The sequence below is a fragment of the Streptomyces sp. NPDC041796 genome (genome assembly GCF_055590785.1).
This window is the reverse complement of the sequence record NZ_JBVJAH010000006.1, coordinates 229,422-246,192: the sequence shown is the minus strand read 5'-3', so window position 1 is coordinate 246,192 and position 16,771 is coordinate 229,422. Positions and strand designations below refer to the sequence as shown.

General features: G+C 69.0%; 14 protein-coding genes and 1 tRNA gene. 4 read left to right on the top strand and 11 right to left on the bottom strand.

Going from position 1 to position 16,771, the window contains the following annotated elements; translation table 11 throughout:
* Positions 1 to 13: 13 nt before the first annotated feature.
* From ACZ6C1_RS14245 to ACZ6C1_RS14230, 4 genes are all read right to left on the bottom strand, one after another.
* On the bottom strand, positions 14 to 1,393 hold the full coding sequence (locus ACZ6C1_RS14245; RefSeq protein ID WP_469241221.1) for a hypothetical protein: 1,380 nt from the start codon (positions 1,391 to 1,393) through the stop codon (positions 14 to 16).
* 319 nt (positions 1,394 to 1,712) lie between these two features.
* Positions 1,713 to 1,847, bottom strand: coding sequence for a DLW-39 family protein (locus ACZ6C1_RS14240; protein ID WP_003958712.1), 135 nt, complete (start codon positions 1,845 to 1,847; stop codon positions 1,713 to 1,715).
* A 1,148-nt stretch (positions 1,848 to 2,995) separates the two neighbouring features.
* Positions 2,996 to 3,697, bottom strand: a complete 702-nt coding sequence (locus ACZ6C1_RS14235) for an HAD family hydrolase (RefSeq protein WP_469240765.1) — start codon at positions 3,695 to 3,697, stop codon at positions 2,996 to 2,998.
* On the bottom strand, positions 3,687 to 4,553 hold the full coding sequence (locus ACZ6C1_RS14230; protein ID WP_469240763.1) for a GntR family transcriptional regulator: 867 nt from the start codon (positions 4,551 to 4,553) through the stop codon (positions 3,687 to 3,689). The genes ACZ6C1_RS14235 and ACZ6C1_RS14230 overlap by 11 nt, the downstream gene beginning before the upstream one ends.
* Positions 4,554 to 4,749: 196 nt before the next feature.
* Between ACZ6C1_RS14230 and ACZ6C1_RS14225 the strand changes: the two genes are divergently transcribed.
* From ACZ6C1_RS14225 to ACZ6C1_RS14210, 4 genes are all read left to right on the top strand, one after another.
* Positions 4,750 to 5,031: a hypothetical protein gene (locus ACZ6C1_RS14225; protein WP_469240761.1), complete on the top strand. Its 282-nt coding sequence runs from the start codon at positions 4,750 to 4,752 to the stop codon at positions 5,029 to 5,031.
* A 163-nt stretch (positions 5,032 to 5,194) separates the two neighbouring features.
* Positions 5,195 to 6,622 carry a replication initiator protein RepSA gene (gene repSA / locus ACZ6C1_RS14220; RefSeq protein WP_469240759.1) on the top strand — a complete coding sequence of 476 codons (1,428 nt, stop codon included), beginning with the start codon at positions 5,195 to 5,197 and terminating at the stop codon, positions 6,620 to 6,622.
* The gene (locus ACZ6C1_RS14215; protein ID WP_469240757.1) at positions 6,615 to 6,794 is read left to right on the top strand and encodes a helix-turn-helix domain-containing protein; all 180 of its coding nucleotides are present in this window, start codon (positions 6,615 to 6,617) and stop codon (positions 6,792 to 6,794) included. Before repSA ends, ACZ6C1_RS14215 begins: the two co-directional genes overlap by 8 nt.
* Positions 6,794 to 7,951 carry a tyrosine-type recombinase/integrase gene (locus ACZ6C1_RS14210; RefSeq protein WP_469240756.1) on the top strand — a complete coding sequence of 386 codons (1,158 nt, stop codon included), beginning with the start codon at positions 6,794 to 6,796 and terminating at the stop codon, positions 7,949 to 7,951. Before ACZ6C1_RS14215 ends, ACZ6C1_RS14210 begins: the two co-directional genes overlap by 1 nt.
* A 55-nt stretch (positions 7,952 to 8,006) precedes the next feature.
* Here the strand turns inward: ACZ6C1_RS14210 and ACZ6C1_RS14205 are convergent.
* The 7 genes from ACZ6C1_RS14205 to gnd form a co-directional block, all read right to left on the bottom strand.
* A tRNA-Ile gene (locus ACZ6C1_RS14205) sits at positions 8,007 to 8,083 on the bottom strand.
* A 71-nt stretch (positions 8,084 to 8,154) separates the two neighbouring features.
* Complete coding sequence (locus ACZ6C1_RS14200) at positions 8,155 to 8,781, bottom strand: DUF3566 domain-containing protein (RefSeq protein ID WP_469240754.1); 627 nt, start codon at positions 8,779 to 8,781, stop codon at positions 8,155 to 8,157.
* Positions 8,782 to 8,784: 3 nt separating this feature from the next.
* Complete coding sequence (gene gyrA / locus ACZ6C1_RS14195; RefSeq protein WP_469240752.1) at positions 8,785 to 11,424, bottom strand: DNA gyrase subunit A; 2,640 nt, start codon at positions 11,422 to 11,424, stop codon at positions 8,785 to 8,787.
* A gap of 41 nt (positions 11,425 to 11,465) precedes the next feature.
* Positions 11,466 to 13,538 carry a DNA topoisomerase (ATP-hydrolyzing) subunit B gene (gene gyrB, locus ACZ6C1_RS14190; RefSeq protein WP_469241219.1) on the bottom strand — a complete coding sequence of 691 codons (2,073 nt, stop codon included), beginning with the start codon at positions 13,536 to 13,538 and terminating at the stop codon, positions 11,466 to 11,468.
* A 533-nt stretch (positions 13,539 to 14,071) separates the two neighbouring features.
* Positions 14,072 to 14,605: a DciA family protein gene (locus tag ACZ6C1_RS14185; protein ID WP_469240750.1), complete on the bottom strand. Its 534-nt coding sequence runs from the start codon at positions 14,603 to 14,605 to the stop codon at positions 14,072 to 14,074.
* 62 nt (positions 14,606 to 14,667) lie between these two features.
* The gene (gene recF, locus ACZ6C1_RS14180; RefSeq protein ID WP_469240748.1) at positions 14,668 to 15,786 is read right to left on the bottom strand and encodes a DNA replication/repair protein RecF; all 1,119 of its coding nucleotides are present in this window, start codon (positions 15,784 to 15,786) and stop codon (positions 14,668 to 14,670) included.
* Between the two features lie 58 nt (positions 15,787 to 15,844).
* Positions 15,845 to 16,723, bottom strand: coding sequence for a phosphogluconate dehydrogenase (NAD(+)-dependent, decarboxylating) (gene gnd / locus ACZ6C1_RS14175; protein WP_469240746.1), 879 nt, complete (start codon positions 16,721 to 16,723; stop codon positions 15,845 to 15,847).
* Positions 16,724 to 16,771: the final 48 nt, after the last annotated feature.

The window sequence follows — 16,771 nt, the reverse complement described above, 5'->3', positions numbered from 1 at the left end:
CCCGACGCCCCACTCACCAGGCGGTGGGCGGCCCGTACTGCGACGGCCCGGGGCCCGGCGCCGCCGCCGACCGCACCGCGCGCCGCCGGGCCAGCAGCGTCCACAGGCCCAGCCCCAGGACGAGCACGGTGCCGGTGCCGATACCGGCTGCGGCAACCAGCTTCATCGTGCCGCTCTTCGCCGCCTCCGGACCGCTCTGGCCGCTGGCCGCCGCGTCCTGGTCCGACTCCGTGACGTCGAAGATCCCCGGCGGCCCGTCGTAGGCCGGTCCCGCCTGGGGCTTGCCCTCCACGCTGACCCGCAGCGTCAGACCGTACGGCTTCTTCCCGAACTCCTCGCCGACCTTGGGGCTCAGACTGACGCGGAGGTAGTACCAGCCCGCGAAGCGGGTGTTCACGAACCGGGAGCTCGAGTCGAAACGGTTCTCGTACTTCACCGGCGTCATCGGTTCCAGGTCGGCCGACTTCTGCTTGCCGTCGTACGAGACCGAGTTGGAGCCGGACACCTCGCCCTGCATCGGGTTGTACAGCGTCATGTCGAGGGCGCTGCCCACGAATCCGTCGCCGGACGAGCTGCCGAGGTCGGCGCTGGCGTAGACCTGCTGCCCCCAGTCCACCGGCACGCGGTAGAACAGCGACTGGCCGGGCTCGATCCGGTCCGTCCACTCGCCTTCCGTGAGGCCGGTGGCGTCGAAGAAACTCGCCCCTCCGGCCCGCTCCCGCGGTCCGCCGGCCGGTGCCGGGGGCGAGGCGCTGGGCCAGTTCTCGGGGGCCGCGGTCGGGCCCTCCTCCTTCTGCCTGGGCTCGAGCTGGTGCCGGATCTCCAGTTCCCACGGTTCGGGCGTGGAGGTGGGCCTGCTGCTGCGCTCGACGACGACGTAGTAGACACCGGCCTCCTGGCAGGAGGAGCTGTCCCGCTTCATCGTCCGGTGCGCGTAGGCGGCGAGCGGCCGGGGGAACTCCGCCGACCCGAAACGCGCCTCGTTGGAGCTGCAGTCATAGCCGTTACGGTCCTGGAGGGACACCTTCAGACTGTCGAAGGTGCCGACCTTGCTGCCCGGTGCCGGCACGGCGACGGCGGAGACGTACGCGTTCGTCCTCGCGTCCAGGTCCAGGCGGTAGATCCGCTTGGCGCCGCCCCGGACGGCGTCCTTGTAGGTGCCGCCCGCCTCGAGCGGGGGCGCGTCACTGGTGGTCGCCGCCCCGCTGATCCGCTTGATGCCGTCGGCGAAGACGTACCCACCGGCCGCACCGGCCCGCGCCGGAGCCGTGTCCGCGATCCGCCCGGGAGCCGCCCACGCCCGGCCCGACGGCACCGCCGTCACGCACAACGCCGCCAGCACCGCCGACACGGCCGCCGCCGGCCGTCCGGCCCTGCCGCCCCTCCGCCTCATCACGCGCTTCCCCTCGTCCTCTCCCCCGGCCACCGGCGGCTCCCGTGATCAGGACGACCGCGCCGCCCACCGCCGCGGCGACCGCAATGCCGGTCCATCCTGCCCCGCCCGTCCCGTCACTGTCCGCGCGCCCGGCCGGATCCGCTCCGGCTCCCGGCACCCCCACCCACACTTTGCCCATGCAAGCGAATCATTCGCGTACGTGAACACAAAGGGGCTCCATCGCCGTGCGGCCACAGGCGAATCAGCCCGCCCATGGCAAAGGGCCCCTGCCGCTCTTCAGCGGCCGGGGCCCATTCGCAGACTGCTTGCGTGCGACTCACACACCGGAACCTGCGGGCACGGAGTCGGTCGCCTCCGTCCACAGATCCTGCTCGGCGCGATCCGCCTGGATCTGGCGGTACACGAGGAGCCCGCCGATGGCGGCCAGTGCGACCAGGAGGAGCTTCTTCACCGCGCGACCTCGTCTTTCCTTGGCGTAGGGGACCTTCTGGCGCCCGACTATACACACGACCGATACCGATCGGTGACCTACGTCCCCAGCCAACTCACTCACCGCACAAAGCGATCGGCCCGGACGGGGATTTCTCCGTCCGGGCCGATCGTCACTGTGGGGCTAACAGGATTTGAACCTGTGGCCTCATCCTTATCAGGTCGATTCCGGCAGCTCCGAAACGCTGCCCGATCCCACCTACTCGGCGAGGGCCGCCTCCCTGAGGTTCAGGGTGATCCGGCGAGGTCCAGCGCTGTTGATGTCAGACGTTGATGTCGATCGAGGCCCTGCGCATCAGGCACCTCGCCTCTGCCGACTACGTCCGCCCATGAGATGCGAGGGGTTGTGACCGAGCAACAGCGTGATCAGCGCCGCCAGGGCAGGGAGCACGGAGATAACCAACTCAGCAGGCACCCGGTAGACGACCACGATGATCACTAGCACGGCCCAGAGGGACGGTCCGATACTTGACACCGCACGCGGTAGGTACGTCAGACTCATGGAGATGTTCCTTTGGAGCGTCGACTAGCCCGTCAGTACCGCGCTTGGTGTGCAGCCACAGCGGAGCTGGCGGGCTCTTACGTTTGCAAGGATGCTGCTGATCGCCGTTGGCACACCATCTGGCGCCCCCTGGCGAACCCTGGCGAATAGTCAAACGCAAGGTAGCTCTCCGTTGCGTAGCCTGGCGCGAGGGTGGCGTTTTGGCGCGTGAAACGGTCTGCGGACGAGTCGCGCTGGCCCACTAAGGTCGGTGGAGCGGCTTTGGGCGGGAGCTGCCATGGGGCGAGAGATCATGGCCCCGTAAGCTTCCGGCGCGTCGGGCAGTCTGTGGACCTGCCCGGTAAAGCACGACGTTGGGGCCATGATCTTGGAGGCTCGCCCCATGGTGGCTGCCTAAAGCCGTGGAGCCGACCGGCCCCAGCCACAGCGGGCTACCGTCTCGCATCTGGCGTGCTCGCTTAGCCGCGCGACCGGCGTAGCCGGGGCCCGGAGCGGGGCGGAGACAGGAGCGGCGGGCCCCGGCGGTGAGCCGGGGAGCGCGCGGCGAGCGAAGCGAGCCGCCTTGATGAGGTAGAGAAACCTGTAACAGGCCCAGCGGGCTCGGGAGCTCAGTCGTTCGGCTGCGGCGTATGGATGGCGTCAGCGATGGCCTGCATGTCCTCGGTGATGGCCTCGGCCCCGGCCTCGGTGAATGCCAGGCGCTTGTGCGACTTGTTGGCGTACCCGATCGCTGCCGCACCAACGGCGTGGGCGGCCTGGATGTCCGTCAATGAGTCGCCGATCAGCGCACACAAGGTGACGTCCACTTCGAGCAGCTCGGCGGCCTTGAGCAAGGAGTGCGGGTTCGGCTTCATCAGGTCGGGCTGTCGCTCGGCTCGGCCTATCACCTCCAGCACGTGATCGGCGAGACCGTGCCGACCTAGGAAGGCTCGGACCGACTCGGGCGAGTTGTTGCTCACCACTGCGATCTTCCGCCCAGCCGCCCGCGCGGCCTCCAGCGCTGCGACCGCTCCCGGCGTCGGCTCCCCCGCGACGCCCACCGCTTCGATCTCGGCCGCCGTAAGCGCCTCCTCCACCTCCAACCCCAGCTCCGGGTTCGCCGCGTGCGTCAGCCGCAGCACTTCGAGCGGGTCATCGGTCTCGGCCAGCTTCGCGCTCAGTGCCGGTTCCGTCCTCGTGGCCAGCCGGGCCAGTTCCCTTGCCACCTGGGGCGCAGGACGTCCCGCGAAAACGTCACACAGCGGGCCGTCGAAGTCGAACAGCACTCCGACTGTGCTGGCCAGCGTCTCGGTCAGGTTGTCAGTGTCCATCGAGGTCGAATTCCCTTCCGATGGTCTCCCAGACGCTGTCGAACCACATGCGCGCCTGCTGGACCTGCTGCGCCCCGCTGGAGGACTCGCCTTCATTGACGGAGTGGTGGAAGAGGACGGTGTCCTTGCCGACCAGGTCGTAGATCTCGATGGCCTCCCCCTGAGCGACCACCTTGTTGGGCTTGATCGGGTAGTAGCCGAAGAACGCGTCTTCCTTGTTGATCACGTACAGCTTGAAGAACTGCGTCCCGCTGTGTACACGCACGTCGACCCGAGTGTCCGGCACCAAGCCCAAGTGGCTCAGCTCTGCCATGGAGTCACGGATGCTGCGGGCATAGCCGATCATGATGTCCCGCATGCGGTGACGCAGCCGCTCGTCATCCCCGCAGTCTTCGCGGCGCACCGGCGCGGCCTGCGGTACCGACATGTCGGGGACGAGTATGCGAACGGTAATGCTCGACGGGGTCAGCCTGCCGACCCGGATCTTGTCCAGCGGCTCCTGGAGTGCGCCGTGCAGTGTCTCGCTTGAGAACCCGGCGAAGTCGATGGTGACGTCCTTACTTGAGAACGCCTGCTCAACGTAGGGACGCAGCCCCGCCGGCCGTTCCGTCCGGTTGCGGACGTAGACCCCGCTCCCCTTGCGGGAGACCACTAGGCCCTCGTCCTCCAGGTCCCGCAGTGCACGTTGGATCGTCGCCCGCGCAAAGCCGTACATCTCTGTCAGGGCCTTGTGGGAGGGCAGCTTCTCACCGGGGCCGAGCTTCCTGGTCCGAATAGCAGCCCCAAGGCTGCTCGCCACCTGCTCGTACGGCGGGCGGTCGTCGTCTGGGTCGAGCGGGTCCGGAACGAACGTCATGGGCCGATGGTACGCGCCGGGACCGTGATCAGGACAGCCAAGTCAGTCATGTTGTTGACATGGCTAGCCAGGATGCGTACGTTGAAGCTCCAGCCAACAAGGCTAGCCAAGTTGGTCACCTCGGTAGCCGGAGGGCGGCGCTCCTACCGCCAAGCAGTTTCGCCGCCCTCCTTCGTCCCCGAAGGGAGCTTCCATCATGCCCGTTTCGCCCGTCGGCTCGCTCACCAACGTCTCTGCCTTAGCCGCTGAGCTGCCGCCGCTGTCGGCGCCGCTGTCTCGTACCGAGGACGCGGAGGTCCTGCCCCGTGCGTGCCAGGCGTGCGGCTCTGCCCTGAGCGGCGGGTGGGTCAAGGTGGACGGTGCCGGTGTCCTTATGCACCGCGCGGCCCTTCGAGCTGAGCCCTGCCCGGTCGCAGTGCCGTTCGACTGGGAGACCGGCACGCCCCTGCCCGCTCTCCTCGGGGCGGTGGCCGCATGAACGCCGTGATCGTGGATCTGTTGCCGGACGGTGAGACTGGCTCCCGTGACGCCCACGCCTGCGGCACCTGCTGTGGCTGGGGCTTCACCTGGGTCCAGGCGGTATGCGGAGAGCCGAAGCCGGGCCCGGACTGCACGGCATGCGCGGGAGTGGGGGTCGCCCGGTGACGACCTTCCCCGTCCCCCCGGCCGCCGTTGCTGACGTAGCGGCGGCCGTGGGCACCGACCCCACCACCTTGGCCGACCTGCTGCGGGTGGCCAACACCCCCGGCTTCGACCGGTGGCAAGAGCAGATCCGGCGTACCGGTGGCTGCTCCGACCCGATACACCTCCAGGGCTGGACCATCACCAAGGACCGGGCCACCACCGAGACCCTGTACTCCTACTCCACCGAGTCAGAGCCGGGTGGGCGGCTCCGCGTCGCGTGCGGCAACCGGCGCGCCTCGCGCTGTCCGTCGTGCGCCTGGATGTACGCGGGGGACACCTACCACCTGATCCGCGCCGGGATCACTGGCGACGAGAAGAAGGACGTCCCGGCCACGGTGCGGGATCACCCGCGCGTCTTCGCCACCCTGACCGCCCCTTCCTTCGGTCCCGTCCACAACCGGCCCTCCTCCGGCCGATGCCGCTGCGGCGCTCAGCACCGCGAGGACGATCCCGCTCTCGGCACCGCGCTCGATCCGGAGCGCTACGACTACACGGGTGCGGTCCTGTGGAACAACCACGCCGGGCAGCTCTGGCAGCGCTTCACCATCTACCTTCGCCGCGAGATAGCCGCCCGCGCCGGGATCTCCCAGCGCGCGCTGGCCGACGCCTGCAAGGTGGCCTTCGGCAAGGTCGCAGAGTTTCAAAAGCGCGGCGCCGTGCACTTCCACGCGGTCGTACGGCTGGATGGTCCGGACGGTCCCGGCACCGAGCCCCCGGGCTGGGCCACGGTCGCTCTCCTCGATGACGCGATCCGCGCCGCCGCCGCCCGCGTCAGCGTCCTGGTCCCGGCCGCCGGCATCCACCCGGAACGCGAACTGCGGTGGGGAGCTCAAGTCGACGTACAGCCCATCGGCGGCCTGGCCGACGACGAACTGACCGAGCAAGCCGTAGCCGCCTACGTCGCCAAGTACGCCACCAAGGCCGCCGAGACCACCGGCACGGTAGACCGTCGCATCGGCGAGCTGGCCGAGCTGGACCGGATCGACCTGCCGGTCCACACCCGACGCCTCATTGAAGCCTGTTGGCATCTGAACGACGCCTACCCGGACCGGCTGCTGGCCCACTGGTCGCACATGCTCGGCTTCCGCGGTCACTTCTCCACCAAGTCCCGCGCGTACTCCACCACCCTCGGCGCGCTCCGCCAGGTCCGCGCCGACTACCGCGCCCGCCAGGAACGCCAGGCCCGAGGACTGCCCGAGGACCTCGACGACGCGGAGAGCTCCACGCTGGTGCTCGCCCACTGGACCTACGCCGGACACGGCCACACCCCCGGCGAGTCCTGGCTCGCACAGACCATTTCCCGCGACATCCAGGACGGGCGCCAGCTCGCCCGGGAGATCCGCGCGGACCTCGAAGCGACGGAGGGCGGTGGCTGGGATGAGTGACGAGCTGCTGACCGTCCCCGAAGTCATGGCCCGGCTGAAGATCGGCCGCACCGCTGTCTACGACCTGATCCGCACTCGCCGCCTTCCCTCGCTGACGATCGGCCGTAGCCGCCGAATACCTGCCGATGGACTGCGCGCGTTCCTCGCATCTCGCCTTGAGGAGGCTGCCTGATGGCCAAGCGTCGCCCCAATGGTGGGGGCACCATCACCAAGCGCAGGGACGGCCGGTACCAGGGCGCCGCCTATGTCACGAACACCGACGGGCACCGGGTCCGGAAGTTCGTCTACGGCGCCACCTATGACGAGGCCGCCGAGAAGCTCGGCAAGCTCCAGGACCAGGAGCGCAACGGTGTGCCCGTCCCGTCGCGCAGCTGGACGGTTGGGGCCTGGCTGGACTACTGGCTTGAGCACATCGTGAAGCCTGAGCGGGAGCACAACACGTACGCCAAGTACGAGTCCAAGGTCCGGCTATATCTGGTGCCTCACCTCGGCAGGAAGCCATTGGTGAAGCTCACGCCCGCCCAGATACGGACCTTCCTGGCCACGCTGAAGCGCGAGGAGGTCGGGGCAGCTACCCGCTTCGAGGTGCTGCGTGTCCTTCGGAACGCGCTCAACCGGGCCATGCGTGAGGAGCTGCTGACGCGGAACGTGGCGCTGCTGGTGGACATGCCGAAGGTCAGCAAGGACAAGGCCAAACCGTGGAACGCTCACGAGGCAATCACGTTCCTGCGCTCTGCTCGGGCTCACCGCTTCTACGCGGCCGGCGTCCTGGTGCTCGTGCTCGGGCTCCGCCGCAGCGAAGTGCTCGGCCTCCGCTGGCAGGACATCGACTTCGAGAACCGTCAGTTCACGCCGGTCAAGCAGGTGCAGCGGGAGAAGGGCGTGGGCCTGGTCCTCAAGGACCTCAAGACGGAGTCCTCGCAGGCTGTGCTGCCCCTGCCGGAGTTCTGCGCTCGCGCCCTGGAGGAGCGCCGGGAGCTTCAGGAGCTGGAGCGGAAGATCGTGGGTGACGCCTGGACTCAGGAGCCGGGCCATGACGTGATCTTCTCGTCCGAGCGTGGCGGTCTGACCGACCCGGTGGGCTTCTCCCGCACCTTCAACGCGCTCGTGAAGCGGGCCGGTGTCCGCCGGATCACGGTCCGCCTCGCCCGGCACACCTGCGGCACACTTCTCGCGTTCCTGAAGGTGCATCCGAAGGTCGCCCAGGCGATCCTCCGCCATAGTCAGATCAGCATGACCATGGACGTCTATACCCACGTGGTCGGCGATGGGGAGCGAGAAGCCGTGGCCATGCTCGCCGAGCTTCTGGAAGATCCGCTTATCGGCTGATGTCAGCCGTAGATGTCAAAGACCCCCAGCCGATATCGACTGGGGGTCTTTGCACTGGTGGGGCTAACAGGATTTGAACCTGTGGCCTCATCCTTATCAGGGATGCGCTCTAACCAACTGAGCTATAGCCCCGCCGCACTGGACTCGCCGCCCCGCGCTGACCTCTGAAGATTAGCGCACGGAGCGGCGTCTTCCCAAATCCGCTATTCGTCCTCGGCCAGGGTGAGCTCGACACCGCCCACGAAACCGGCCGACAGGTTGTAGATGAAGGCACCCAGCGTCGCGAGGGCCGTGGCGAGGACCACGTCGATGACCGCGATCACCGAGGTGAAGACCAGAACGCGCGGCAGCGACAGGAACGACTGGAGATCGAAGCCATTGCTCTCGTTGGAGCCCGTGGCCTCGCTGATCGTGCCGCCGACGGTCGAGAAAACGCCCATGGCGTCCATGACCATCCACAGCACCGCCGCCGCCACCACCGTGCAGATGCCCAGCGCGATGGAGAGCAGGAAGCTGACCTTCATCACCGACCACGGGTCCGCCTTGGCGACCCGCAGCCGTGCCTTGCGCGTACGGGGCGTCGTCTTCGCGCCCGTACGCGGCCGGCGCACCGCGCCGCCCTTGCCGCCCGTGCTGCCGCCGCCACCCTGTGCCGCGTACGCCTGCGGCGGGTGGTACGGCTGCGCCGTCTGCTGCCCGGACCCGGGCCGCTCCGCCGGCAGTGGGCCGTCGTCGTACGTGGTCACCGTAACCCCCTGGGAGTCCGTGGCAGGGCCACGGGCACCGCTCGTTCCGGAAGCGGCCGATCCGGCGCCCGTGGCCTTACTCACGCTTTACTCCTCGTGCTCCCCGGCCGAGGGCTCCGTGCCCTCGACTGCCTCGGCCTCGGCCCCGCCCTCTGCGGCGGCCTCGGCGTCTACGACCTCTTCGGCCTCGCGACCGGCCTCGGCGTTGCGGGCGATACCGACGACGGCATCGCGCTTGCCCAGGTTGATCAGTTGGACGCCCATGGTGTCACGGCCCGTCTCCCTGACTTCGTTGACTCGCGTACGAATCACACCACCGGACAGCGTGATGGCGAGGATCTCGTCCGTCTCCTCGACCACCAGCGCGCCGACGAGCGAGCCACGGTCCTCCACGATCTTGGCAGCCTTGATGCCGAGGCCGCCACGACCCTGGACGCGGTACTCGTCGACGGCGGTCCGCTTCGCGTACCCGCCGTCCGTCGCGGTGAACACGAACGTACCGGGCCGGACCACATTCATCGAGAGCAGCTCGTCGCCCTCGCGGAAACTCATGCCCTTCACGCCCGAGGTCGCACGGCCCATCGGACGCAGTGCCTCGTCCGTCGCGGTGAACCTGATCGACTGCGCCTTCCGGCTGATGAGCAGCAGATCGTCCTCCGCCGACACCAGCTCCGCGCCGATCAGCTCGTCGTCGCTGCCGTCCTCCTTCTCCCGGAGGTTGATCGCGATGACGCCGCCCGAGCGGGGCGAGTCGTAGTCCTTCAGGGACGTCTTCTTGACCAGGCCGGCCTTGGTGGCGAGCACCAGGTAGGGCGCCGCCTCGTAGTCGCGGATCGCGAGGATCTCGGCGATCTGCTCGTCCGGCTGGAAGGCCAGCAGGTTGGCGACGTGCTGGCCACGCGCGTCCCGGCCGGCGTCCGGCAGCTCGTACGCCTTGGCCCGGTAGACCCGGCCCTTGTTGGTGAAGAACAGCAGCCAGTGGTGCGTGGTGGAGACGAAGAAGTGGTCGACGATGTCGTCTTCCTTCAGCTTCGTACCGCGCACGCCCTTGCCGCCGCGCTTCTGCGAGCGGTAGTCGTCGGTCTTCGTGCGCTTCACATAGCCGCCACGCGTGATCGTGACGACGATGTCCTCCTCGGCGATCAGGTCCTCCATGGACATGTCGCCGTCGAAGGGCACCAGCTTGGAGCGGCGGTCGTCGCCGAACTTCTCGACGAGCGCCGCGAGCTCCTCGCTGACGATCTGACGCTGGCGGGACTCGGACGCCAGGATCGCGTTGTACTCGTTGATCTTGGCCTGGAGCTCGTCGTGCTCGGCGACGATCTTCTGGCGCTCCAGGGCGGCCAGCCGGCGCAGCTGCATCTCGAGGATGGCGTTGGCCTGGATCTCGTCGATCTCGAGCAGGCCCATCAGGCCCTCGCGCGCGACCTCGACCGTGTCGCTGCGCCGGATCAGCGCGATGACCTCGTCGATCGCGTCCAGTGCCTTGAGCAGACCGCGCAGGATGTGCGCCCGCTCCTCCGCCTTGCGCAGGCGGAACTTCGTGCGCCGGACGATGACCTCGATCTGGTGCGTCACCCAGTGGCGGATGAACGCGTCCAGCGACAGCGTGCGCGGCACACCGTCGACGAGCGCCAGCATGTTCGCGCCGAAGTTCGTCTGGAGGTCGGTGTGCTTGTACAGGTTGTTGAGGACGACCTTGGCGACCGCGTCCCGCTTGAGGACGATGACGAGCCGCTGCCCGGTGCGGGAGGACGTCTCGTCACGGACGTCGGCGATGCCGCCGATCTTGCCGTCCTTGACGAGGTCGGCGATCTTCTGGGCCAGGTTGTCCGGGTTGACCTGGTACGGAAGCTCCGTGACCACCAGGCACTGGCGGTTCTGGATCTCCTCGACCTCGACGACCGCGCGCATCGTGATGGAGCCGCGGCCCGTGCGGTACGCCTCCTCGATGCCCTTGCGGCCGACGACGAGGGCGCCGGTCGGGAAGTCGGGGCCCTTGATGCGCTCGAGCAGCGCGTCCAGGAGCTCCTCGTGGGTGGCCTCGGGGTGCTCCAGCGCCCACTGGGCACCGGCGGCGACCTCGCGCAGGTTGTGCGGCGGGATGTTGGTCGCCATACCGACCGCGATACCGGCCGAGCCGTTGACCAGGAGGTTCGGGAAGCGCGCCGGCAGGACCGTCGGCTCCTGGTTGCGGCCGTCGTAGTTGTCCGTGAAGTCGACGGTCTCCTCGTCGATGTCCCGGAGCATCTCCATGGCCAGCGGCATCATCTTGCACTCGGTGTACCGCATGGCGGCGGCCGGGTCGTTGCCCGGGGAACCGAAGTTGCCGTTGGAGTCCACCAGCGGCATGCGCATCGACCAGTGCTGGGCCAGGCGGACCAGGGCGTCGTAGATGGAGGAGTCGCCGTGCGGGTGGTACGTACCCATGACGTCACCGACGACGCGGGCGCACTTGTAGAAGCCCTTCTCGGGCCGGTACCCGCCGTCGTACATCGCGTAGAGGACGCGGCGGTGGACGGGCTTGAGGCCGTCCCGTACGTCGGGCAGCGCACGCGACACGATGACGGACATCGCGTAGTCGAGGTAGGAGCGCTGCATCTCGGTCTCGAGCCCGACGGGCTCGACCCGGAGGCCCACACCGGGGACGGCGGGCTCCTCCTCGGGCGTCACGGCGACGGGGGCGACAGGGGTGTCGGGAATGTCAGGGGTGTTCTCGTCGGCCATTGCTGGTCTTCAGTCCTTTCGTACGGTCAGCTGAGACCGACTCAGATGTCGAGGAAGCGGACGTCCTTGGCATTGCGCTGGATGAACGAGCGCCGCGCCTCCACGTCCTCGCCCATCAGCACCGAGAACAGGTCGTCGGCCTGGGCCGCGTCGTCCAGGGTGACCTGGCCGAGCACCCGGTGGTCCTGGTCCATGGTGGTGATGCGCAGCTCCTCGGCGTTCATCTCGCCCAGACCCTTGAAGCGCTGGATGGAGTCCTCGCGGATGCGCTTGCCGTTCTGCTTGCCGAGCTCGACGAGCGCGTCGCGCTCACGGTCCGAGTACGCGTACTCGAAGTCGTCCCGGCCCCACTTGATCTTGTACAGCGGCGGGCGCGACAGATAGACGTGCCCGGCCTCGACCAGCGGCCGCATGAAGCGGAAGAGGAAGGTCAGCAGCAGGGTGTTGATGTGCTGGCCGTCGACGTCGGCGTCCGCCATCAGGATGATCTTGTGATAGCGGAGCTTCTCGATGTCGAAGTCCTCGTGCACACCGGTGCCGAAGGCGGAGATCAGCGCCTGGACCTCGGTGTTCTGGAGGATCTTGTCGATCCGTGCCTTCTCGACGTTCAGGATCTTGCCTCGGATGGGCAGGATCGCCTGGAACTCCGGGTTGCGGCCGGACTTGGCGGAGCCACCGGCCGAGTCACCCTCGACGATGAAGATCTCGCACTTGGCCGGGTCGTTCGACTGGCAGTCGGACAGCTTGCCCGGCAGGGAGGCGGACTCCAGCAGCCCCTTGCGGCGGGTCAGGTCACGCGCCTTGCGGGCGGCGACACGGGCCGTGGCGGCCTGGATCGCCTTGCGGACGATGTCCGCGGCCTCGTTCGGGTTGCGGTCGAACCAGTCGTTGAGGTGCTCGTGGACGACCTTCTGCACGAAGGTCTTGGCCTCGGTGTTGCCCAGCTTGGTCTTGGTCTGGCCCTCGAACTGGGGCTCGCCGAGCTTGACGGAGATGATCGCCGTCAGACCCTCGCGGATGTCCTCACCCGTGAGGTTGTCGTCCTTCTCGCGCAGCAGCTTCTTGTCGCGCGCGTACCGGTTGACCAGACCCGTCAGGGCGGCGCGGAAGCCCTCTTCGTGCGTACCGCCCTCGTGGGTGTGGATGGTGTTCGCGAACGAGTACACGCCCTCCGTGTACTGCGAGTTCCACTGCATCGCGATCTCGACCGCGAGCAGGCGGTCCTTGTCCTCGGCCTCGACCGAGATGACCGTGGGGTGGATGAGCTCGCCCTTGCGCGAGTTCAGGTACTTCACGAAGTCGACGATGCCGCCCTCGTAGTGGTACGAGACGGTCCTGGCCGGCGCCTCCACCGCGGTCTCCGCGGCATCCGGGTCGTCGGCGTTCATGGTCGCCTTGGCCGACTCGCGCTCGTCGGTCAGCGTGATCCGCAGGCCCTTGTTGAGGAAGGCCATCTCCTGGAAGCGCCGCGAGAGCGTCTCGAAGGAGTACTCGGTCGTCTCGAAGATGTCCGGGTCCGCCCAGAACGTCACGGTCGTGCCGGACTCCTCGACCGCCTCGTGCTTGGCGAGCGGGGCGGTGGGCACACCGAGCTTGTAGTCCTGGGTCCAGCGGTAGCCGTCGCGCTTGATCTCGACCGACACCCGGGTGGACAGCGCGTTCACGACGGACACGCCCACGCCGTGCAGACCACCGGAGACGGCGTAGCCGCCGCCGCCGAACTTGCCGCCCGCGTGCAGGACGGTGAGCACGACCTCGACGGCCGGCTTCTTCTCGACAGGGTGGATGTCCACGGGGATACCGCGGCCGTTGTCCACGACCCTGACGCCACCGTCCGCGAGGATGGTCACGTCGATGGTGTCCGCGTGCCCTGCCAGGGCCTCGTCGACGGAGTTGTCGACGACCTCTTGTACGAGGTGGTGGAGTCCACGCTCACCGGTCGAGCCGATGTACATGCCGGGCCGCTTGCGAACCGCGTCCAGACCCTCGAGGACGGTGATCGCGCTGGCGTCGTACGACGAGGTGGCCTCGCCGTTCTCGCCGGCAGCAGTGGACGGAATGTTCTCGTTGGGGTTGCCGGAATCGGCCACGAAGCGCCCTTTCTGGCACAGCACAAGCCGTCTCTCCGGGCATCCGGGAGCGGCTGCGTCGTTCGACATGTTCCGCAGTGGGCGGGATTACCTACCAGTCTACCGGTAGCACTGACATTAATGGGGGCTTGCCGGTGCCTGAGTCCGCATGTGCCGCCCTGAACCGGCGCCGACCGACTCCCCATATCCGGGAAGGGGCTCCAAGAGCCTCACGCCGCCACTCAGCGCTTCGGCCTGTCAACCTCCAGCAACGGTGACGACCACCTCACCCCACCCCCGCTCCCCCCAGGCCCCAGCGGCCTCCGCCGACGGGTGCCGACGGTGTGGGGGCCCGGGGGCCGGGGCGCCCGGAGGCCCGCTTCCCGGAGGCCGGGGCGCCCGGGCCGGGGGCTCGCTTCCCGGAGGCCGGGGCGCCCGGGCCGGGGGCTCGCTTCCGCGGTCGCCTCGGCGGGAGGGGGCGGCGGGGCGTGGAGGACGGTGGGATCGAGGGGCGGTGGGATCGGGGGGATGGACAGCCGGACAGTCCCACACCCGTCAGCGCCGAGCCGGGCCACCGGTCAGCCGTACGTGTCGCCCGGCCCCGTGCTGCCCGGCGCCCGCAGTGGGCCGCCGTATCCCCGTCGGGGCCCGCCCGGCCCCAGTACCTTGATCACCCGGACCGTCCCGTGCCCCAGGTCCTCGTTCAGCCGGGCCACCAGCCGCGGCGCCAGCAGCCGCAGTTGCGTGGCCCACGCGGTGGAGTCGCACTGCACGGTGAGCACCCGCTCCTCCGGGTCCTCGTCGTACCGCAGCGGCACGCAGTGTTTCGCCAGGTCCTCGCCCACGATCTGCGGCCACCGGCCCATCACGCCACCCACCGCGGCCGGGGTCTCCCACCCGCGTTCGGTGATCAGCCGGTTGATCGCGGCGCCCAGCGGCAGCGGATCCCGCCCGTCCGCGCGGGCGCCCGAACGCAGCCCGCCGCCCCGACGGGCCTGCTTCTTCTGCTGCGCCGCCGCGCCCCGCGCCTTCGCCTGCTCCTTGGCCGCGCGCAGCGCGACCCGCGCCAGGTCGACCCCGGACGGCTCCGGAACGGAAGGAGAGGAAGGCATCGAAGGCATCGAGGGAACGGAAGGCATCGAAGACGCCGACGGGTCCGGCAGAGGATCAGTCGTCACAGCCGCTCCACCGACCCCTCCGACACCCCGTACCGCGTCCCCGCCAGCACCCCCGGCACATCGTCGTCGACCGCCGCCGTCACCAGCACCTGCTCACCCGGCGCGACCAGCTCCGCCAGCCGCTCACGGCGCCGCGCGTCCAGTTCCGCGAAGACGTCGTCGAGCACGAGCACCGGCTCGTTGCCCTCGCCCCGCAGCAGGTCGTAGGAGGCCAGCCGCAGCGAAAGGGCGTACGACCAGGACTCGCCATGGCTGGCGTACCCCTTCGCCGGCAGCTCGCCCAGCTTGAGCACCAGGTCGTCGCGGTGGGGGCCCACCAGCGTGACGCCCCGCTCGATCTCCTGCTTGCGCACCTCGGCCATGGCGGCGAGCAGCCCCTCGTACAGGGCCTCCCGGCCGTGCGCCCCGGAGACGGCTCCCTTGTACTCCAGGGCCACCGGCCCGCCGCCCGGCGCCAGTTGCTCGTACGCCTTGTCCGCCAGCGGCTGGAGCGTCGCGACCAGGTCGAGGCGCTGCGCCAGCAGCTCCGCGCCGGCCCGTGCGAGGTGCTGGTCCCACACGTCCAGCGTGGACAGGTCCATGGAACGGCCACCGTGCCGCCGCGCCATGGCCGCCGACTTCAGCAGCGTGTTCCGCTGCCGCAGCACCCGCTCGTAGTCGGACCGCACGCCCGCCATCCGCGGGGAACGCGCCGTGATCAGCTCGTCCAGGAAGCGCCGCCGCTCGCCCGGGTCGCCCTTCACCAGCGCCAGGTCCTCGGGCGCGAACAGCACCGTCCGGACGATCCCCAGCACATCGCGCGGCCTGACCTGGGACGACCTGTTGATACGGGCCCGGTTCGCCCGGCCCGGGTTGAGCTCCAGCTCGACCAGCTGCGACCGCTCGCCCTGCCGGACCGCCGCCCGGATGATCGCCCGCTCGGCGCCCATGCGCACCAGGGGCGCGTCGGACGACACCCGGTGGCTGCCGAGCGTCGCCAGGTAACCGACCGCCTCGACCAGGTTGGTCTTGCCCTGCCCGTTGGCGCCCACGAAAACGCTGACGCCCGGATCGAGAGGGACCTCGACCCGGGCGTACGAGCGGAAGTCGGCCAGCGACAGATGCGTGACGTGCATGGTGTGCGCCGACCTTCCCCCGGCATGCCGTGCACCACCGGGTGCACAGCCTGTGGACCTACTTCTTGGACTCGACCGCGTGGCCACCGAACTGGTTGCGCAGCGCGGCGATCATCTTCATCTGGGGCGAGTCGTCCTGGCGGGAGGCGAACCGTGCGAACAGCGACGCGGTGATCGCCGGCAGCGGGACCGCGTTGTCGATGGCGGCCTCCACGGTCCACCGGCCCTCGCCGGAGTCCTGTGCGTAACCGCGCAGCCGGTCCAGGTGCTCGTCCTCGTCCAGCGCGTTGACCGCCAGGTCCAGCAGCCAGGAACGGATGACCGTGCCCTCCTGCCAGGAGCGGAAGACCTCGCGCACGTCGGTGACGGAGTCGACCTTCTCCAGGAGCTCCCAGCCCTCGGCGTACGCCTGCATCATGGCGTACTCGATGCCGTTGTGGACCATCTTGGCGAAGTGGCCCGCGCCGACCTTGCCCGCGTGGACGGAGCCGAACTCGCCCTCCGGCTTGAGCGCGTCGAAGATCGGCTGGACCTTCGCCACGTTCTCGGCGTCGCCGCCGTACATCAGCGCGTAGCCGTTCTCCAGGCCCCACACGCCGCCGGAGACGCCGCAGTCGACGAACCCGATGCCCTTGTCGGCCAGCTCGGCCGCGTGCTTCTCGTCGTCCGTCCAGCGCGAGTTGCCGCCGTCGACGACGACGTCGCCGGGGGAGAGCAGCTCACCGAGCTCGTCGATCGTGGACTGGGTCGCGGCACCGGCCGGGACCATGACCCACACGACGCGGGGGCCCTTGAGCTTGCCCACAAGCTCCTCGAGGCTGTGGACATCGGCGAGGTCAGGGTTGCGGTCGTATCCGATGACGGTGTGACCCGCGCGGCGGATGCGCTCGCGCATGTTGCCGCCCATCTTGCCGAGACCGACGAGACCGAGCTCCATCAGAGATTCCTCAATCGTTGTGTGCGGAGAGTTCGTACCCGCGTCCGA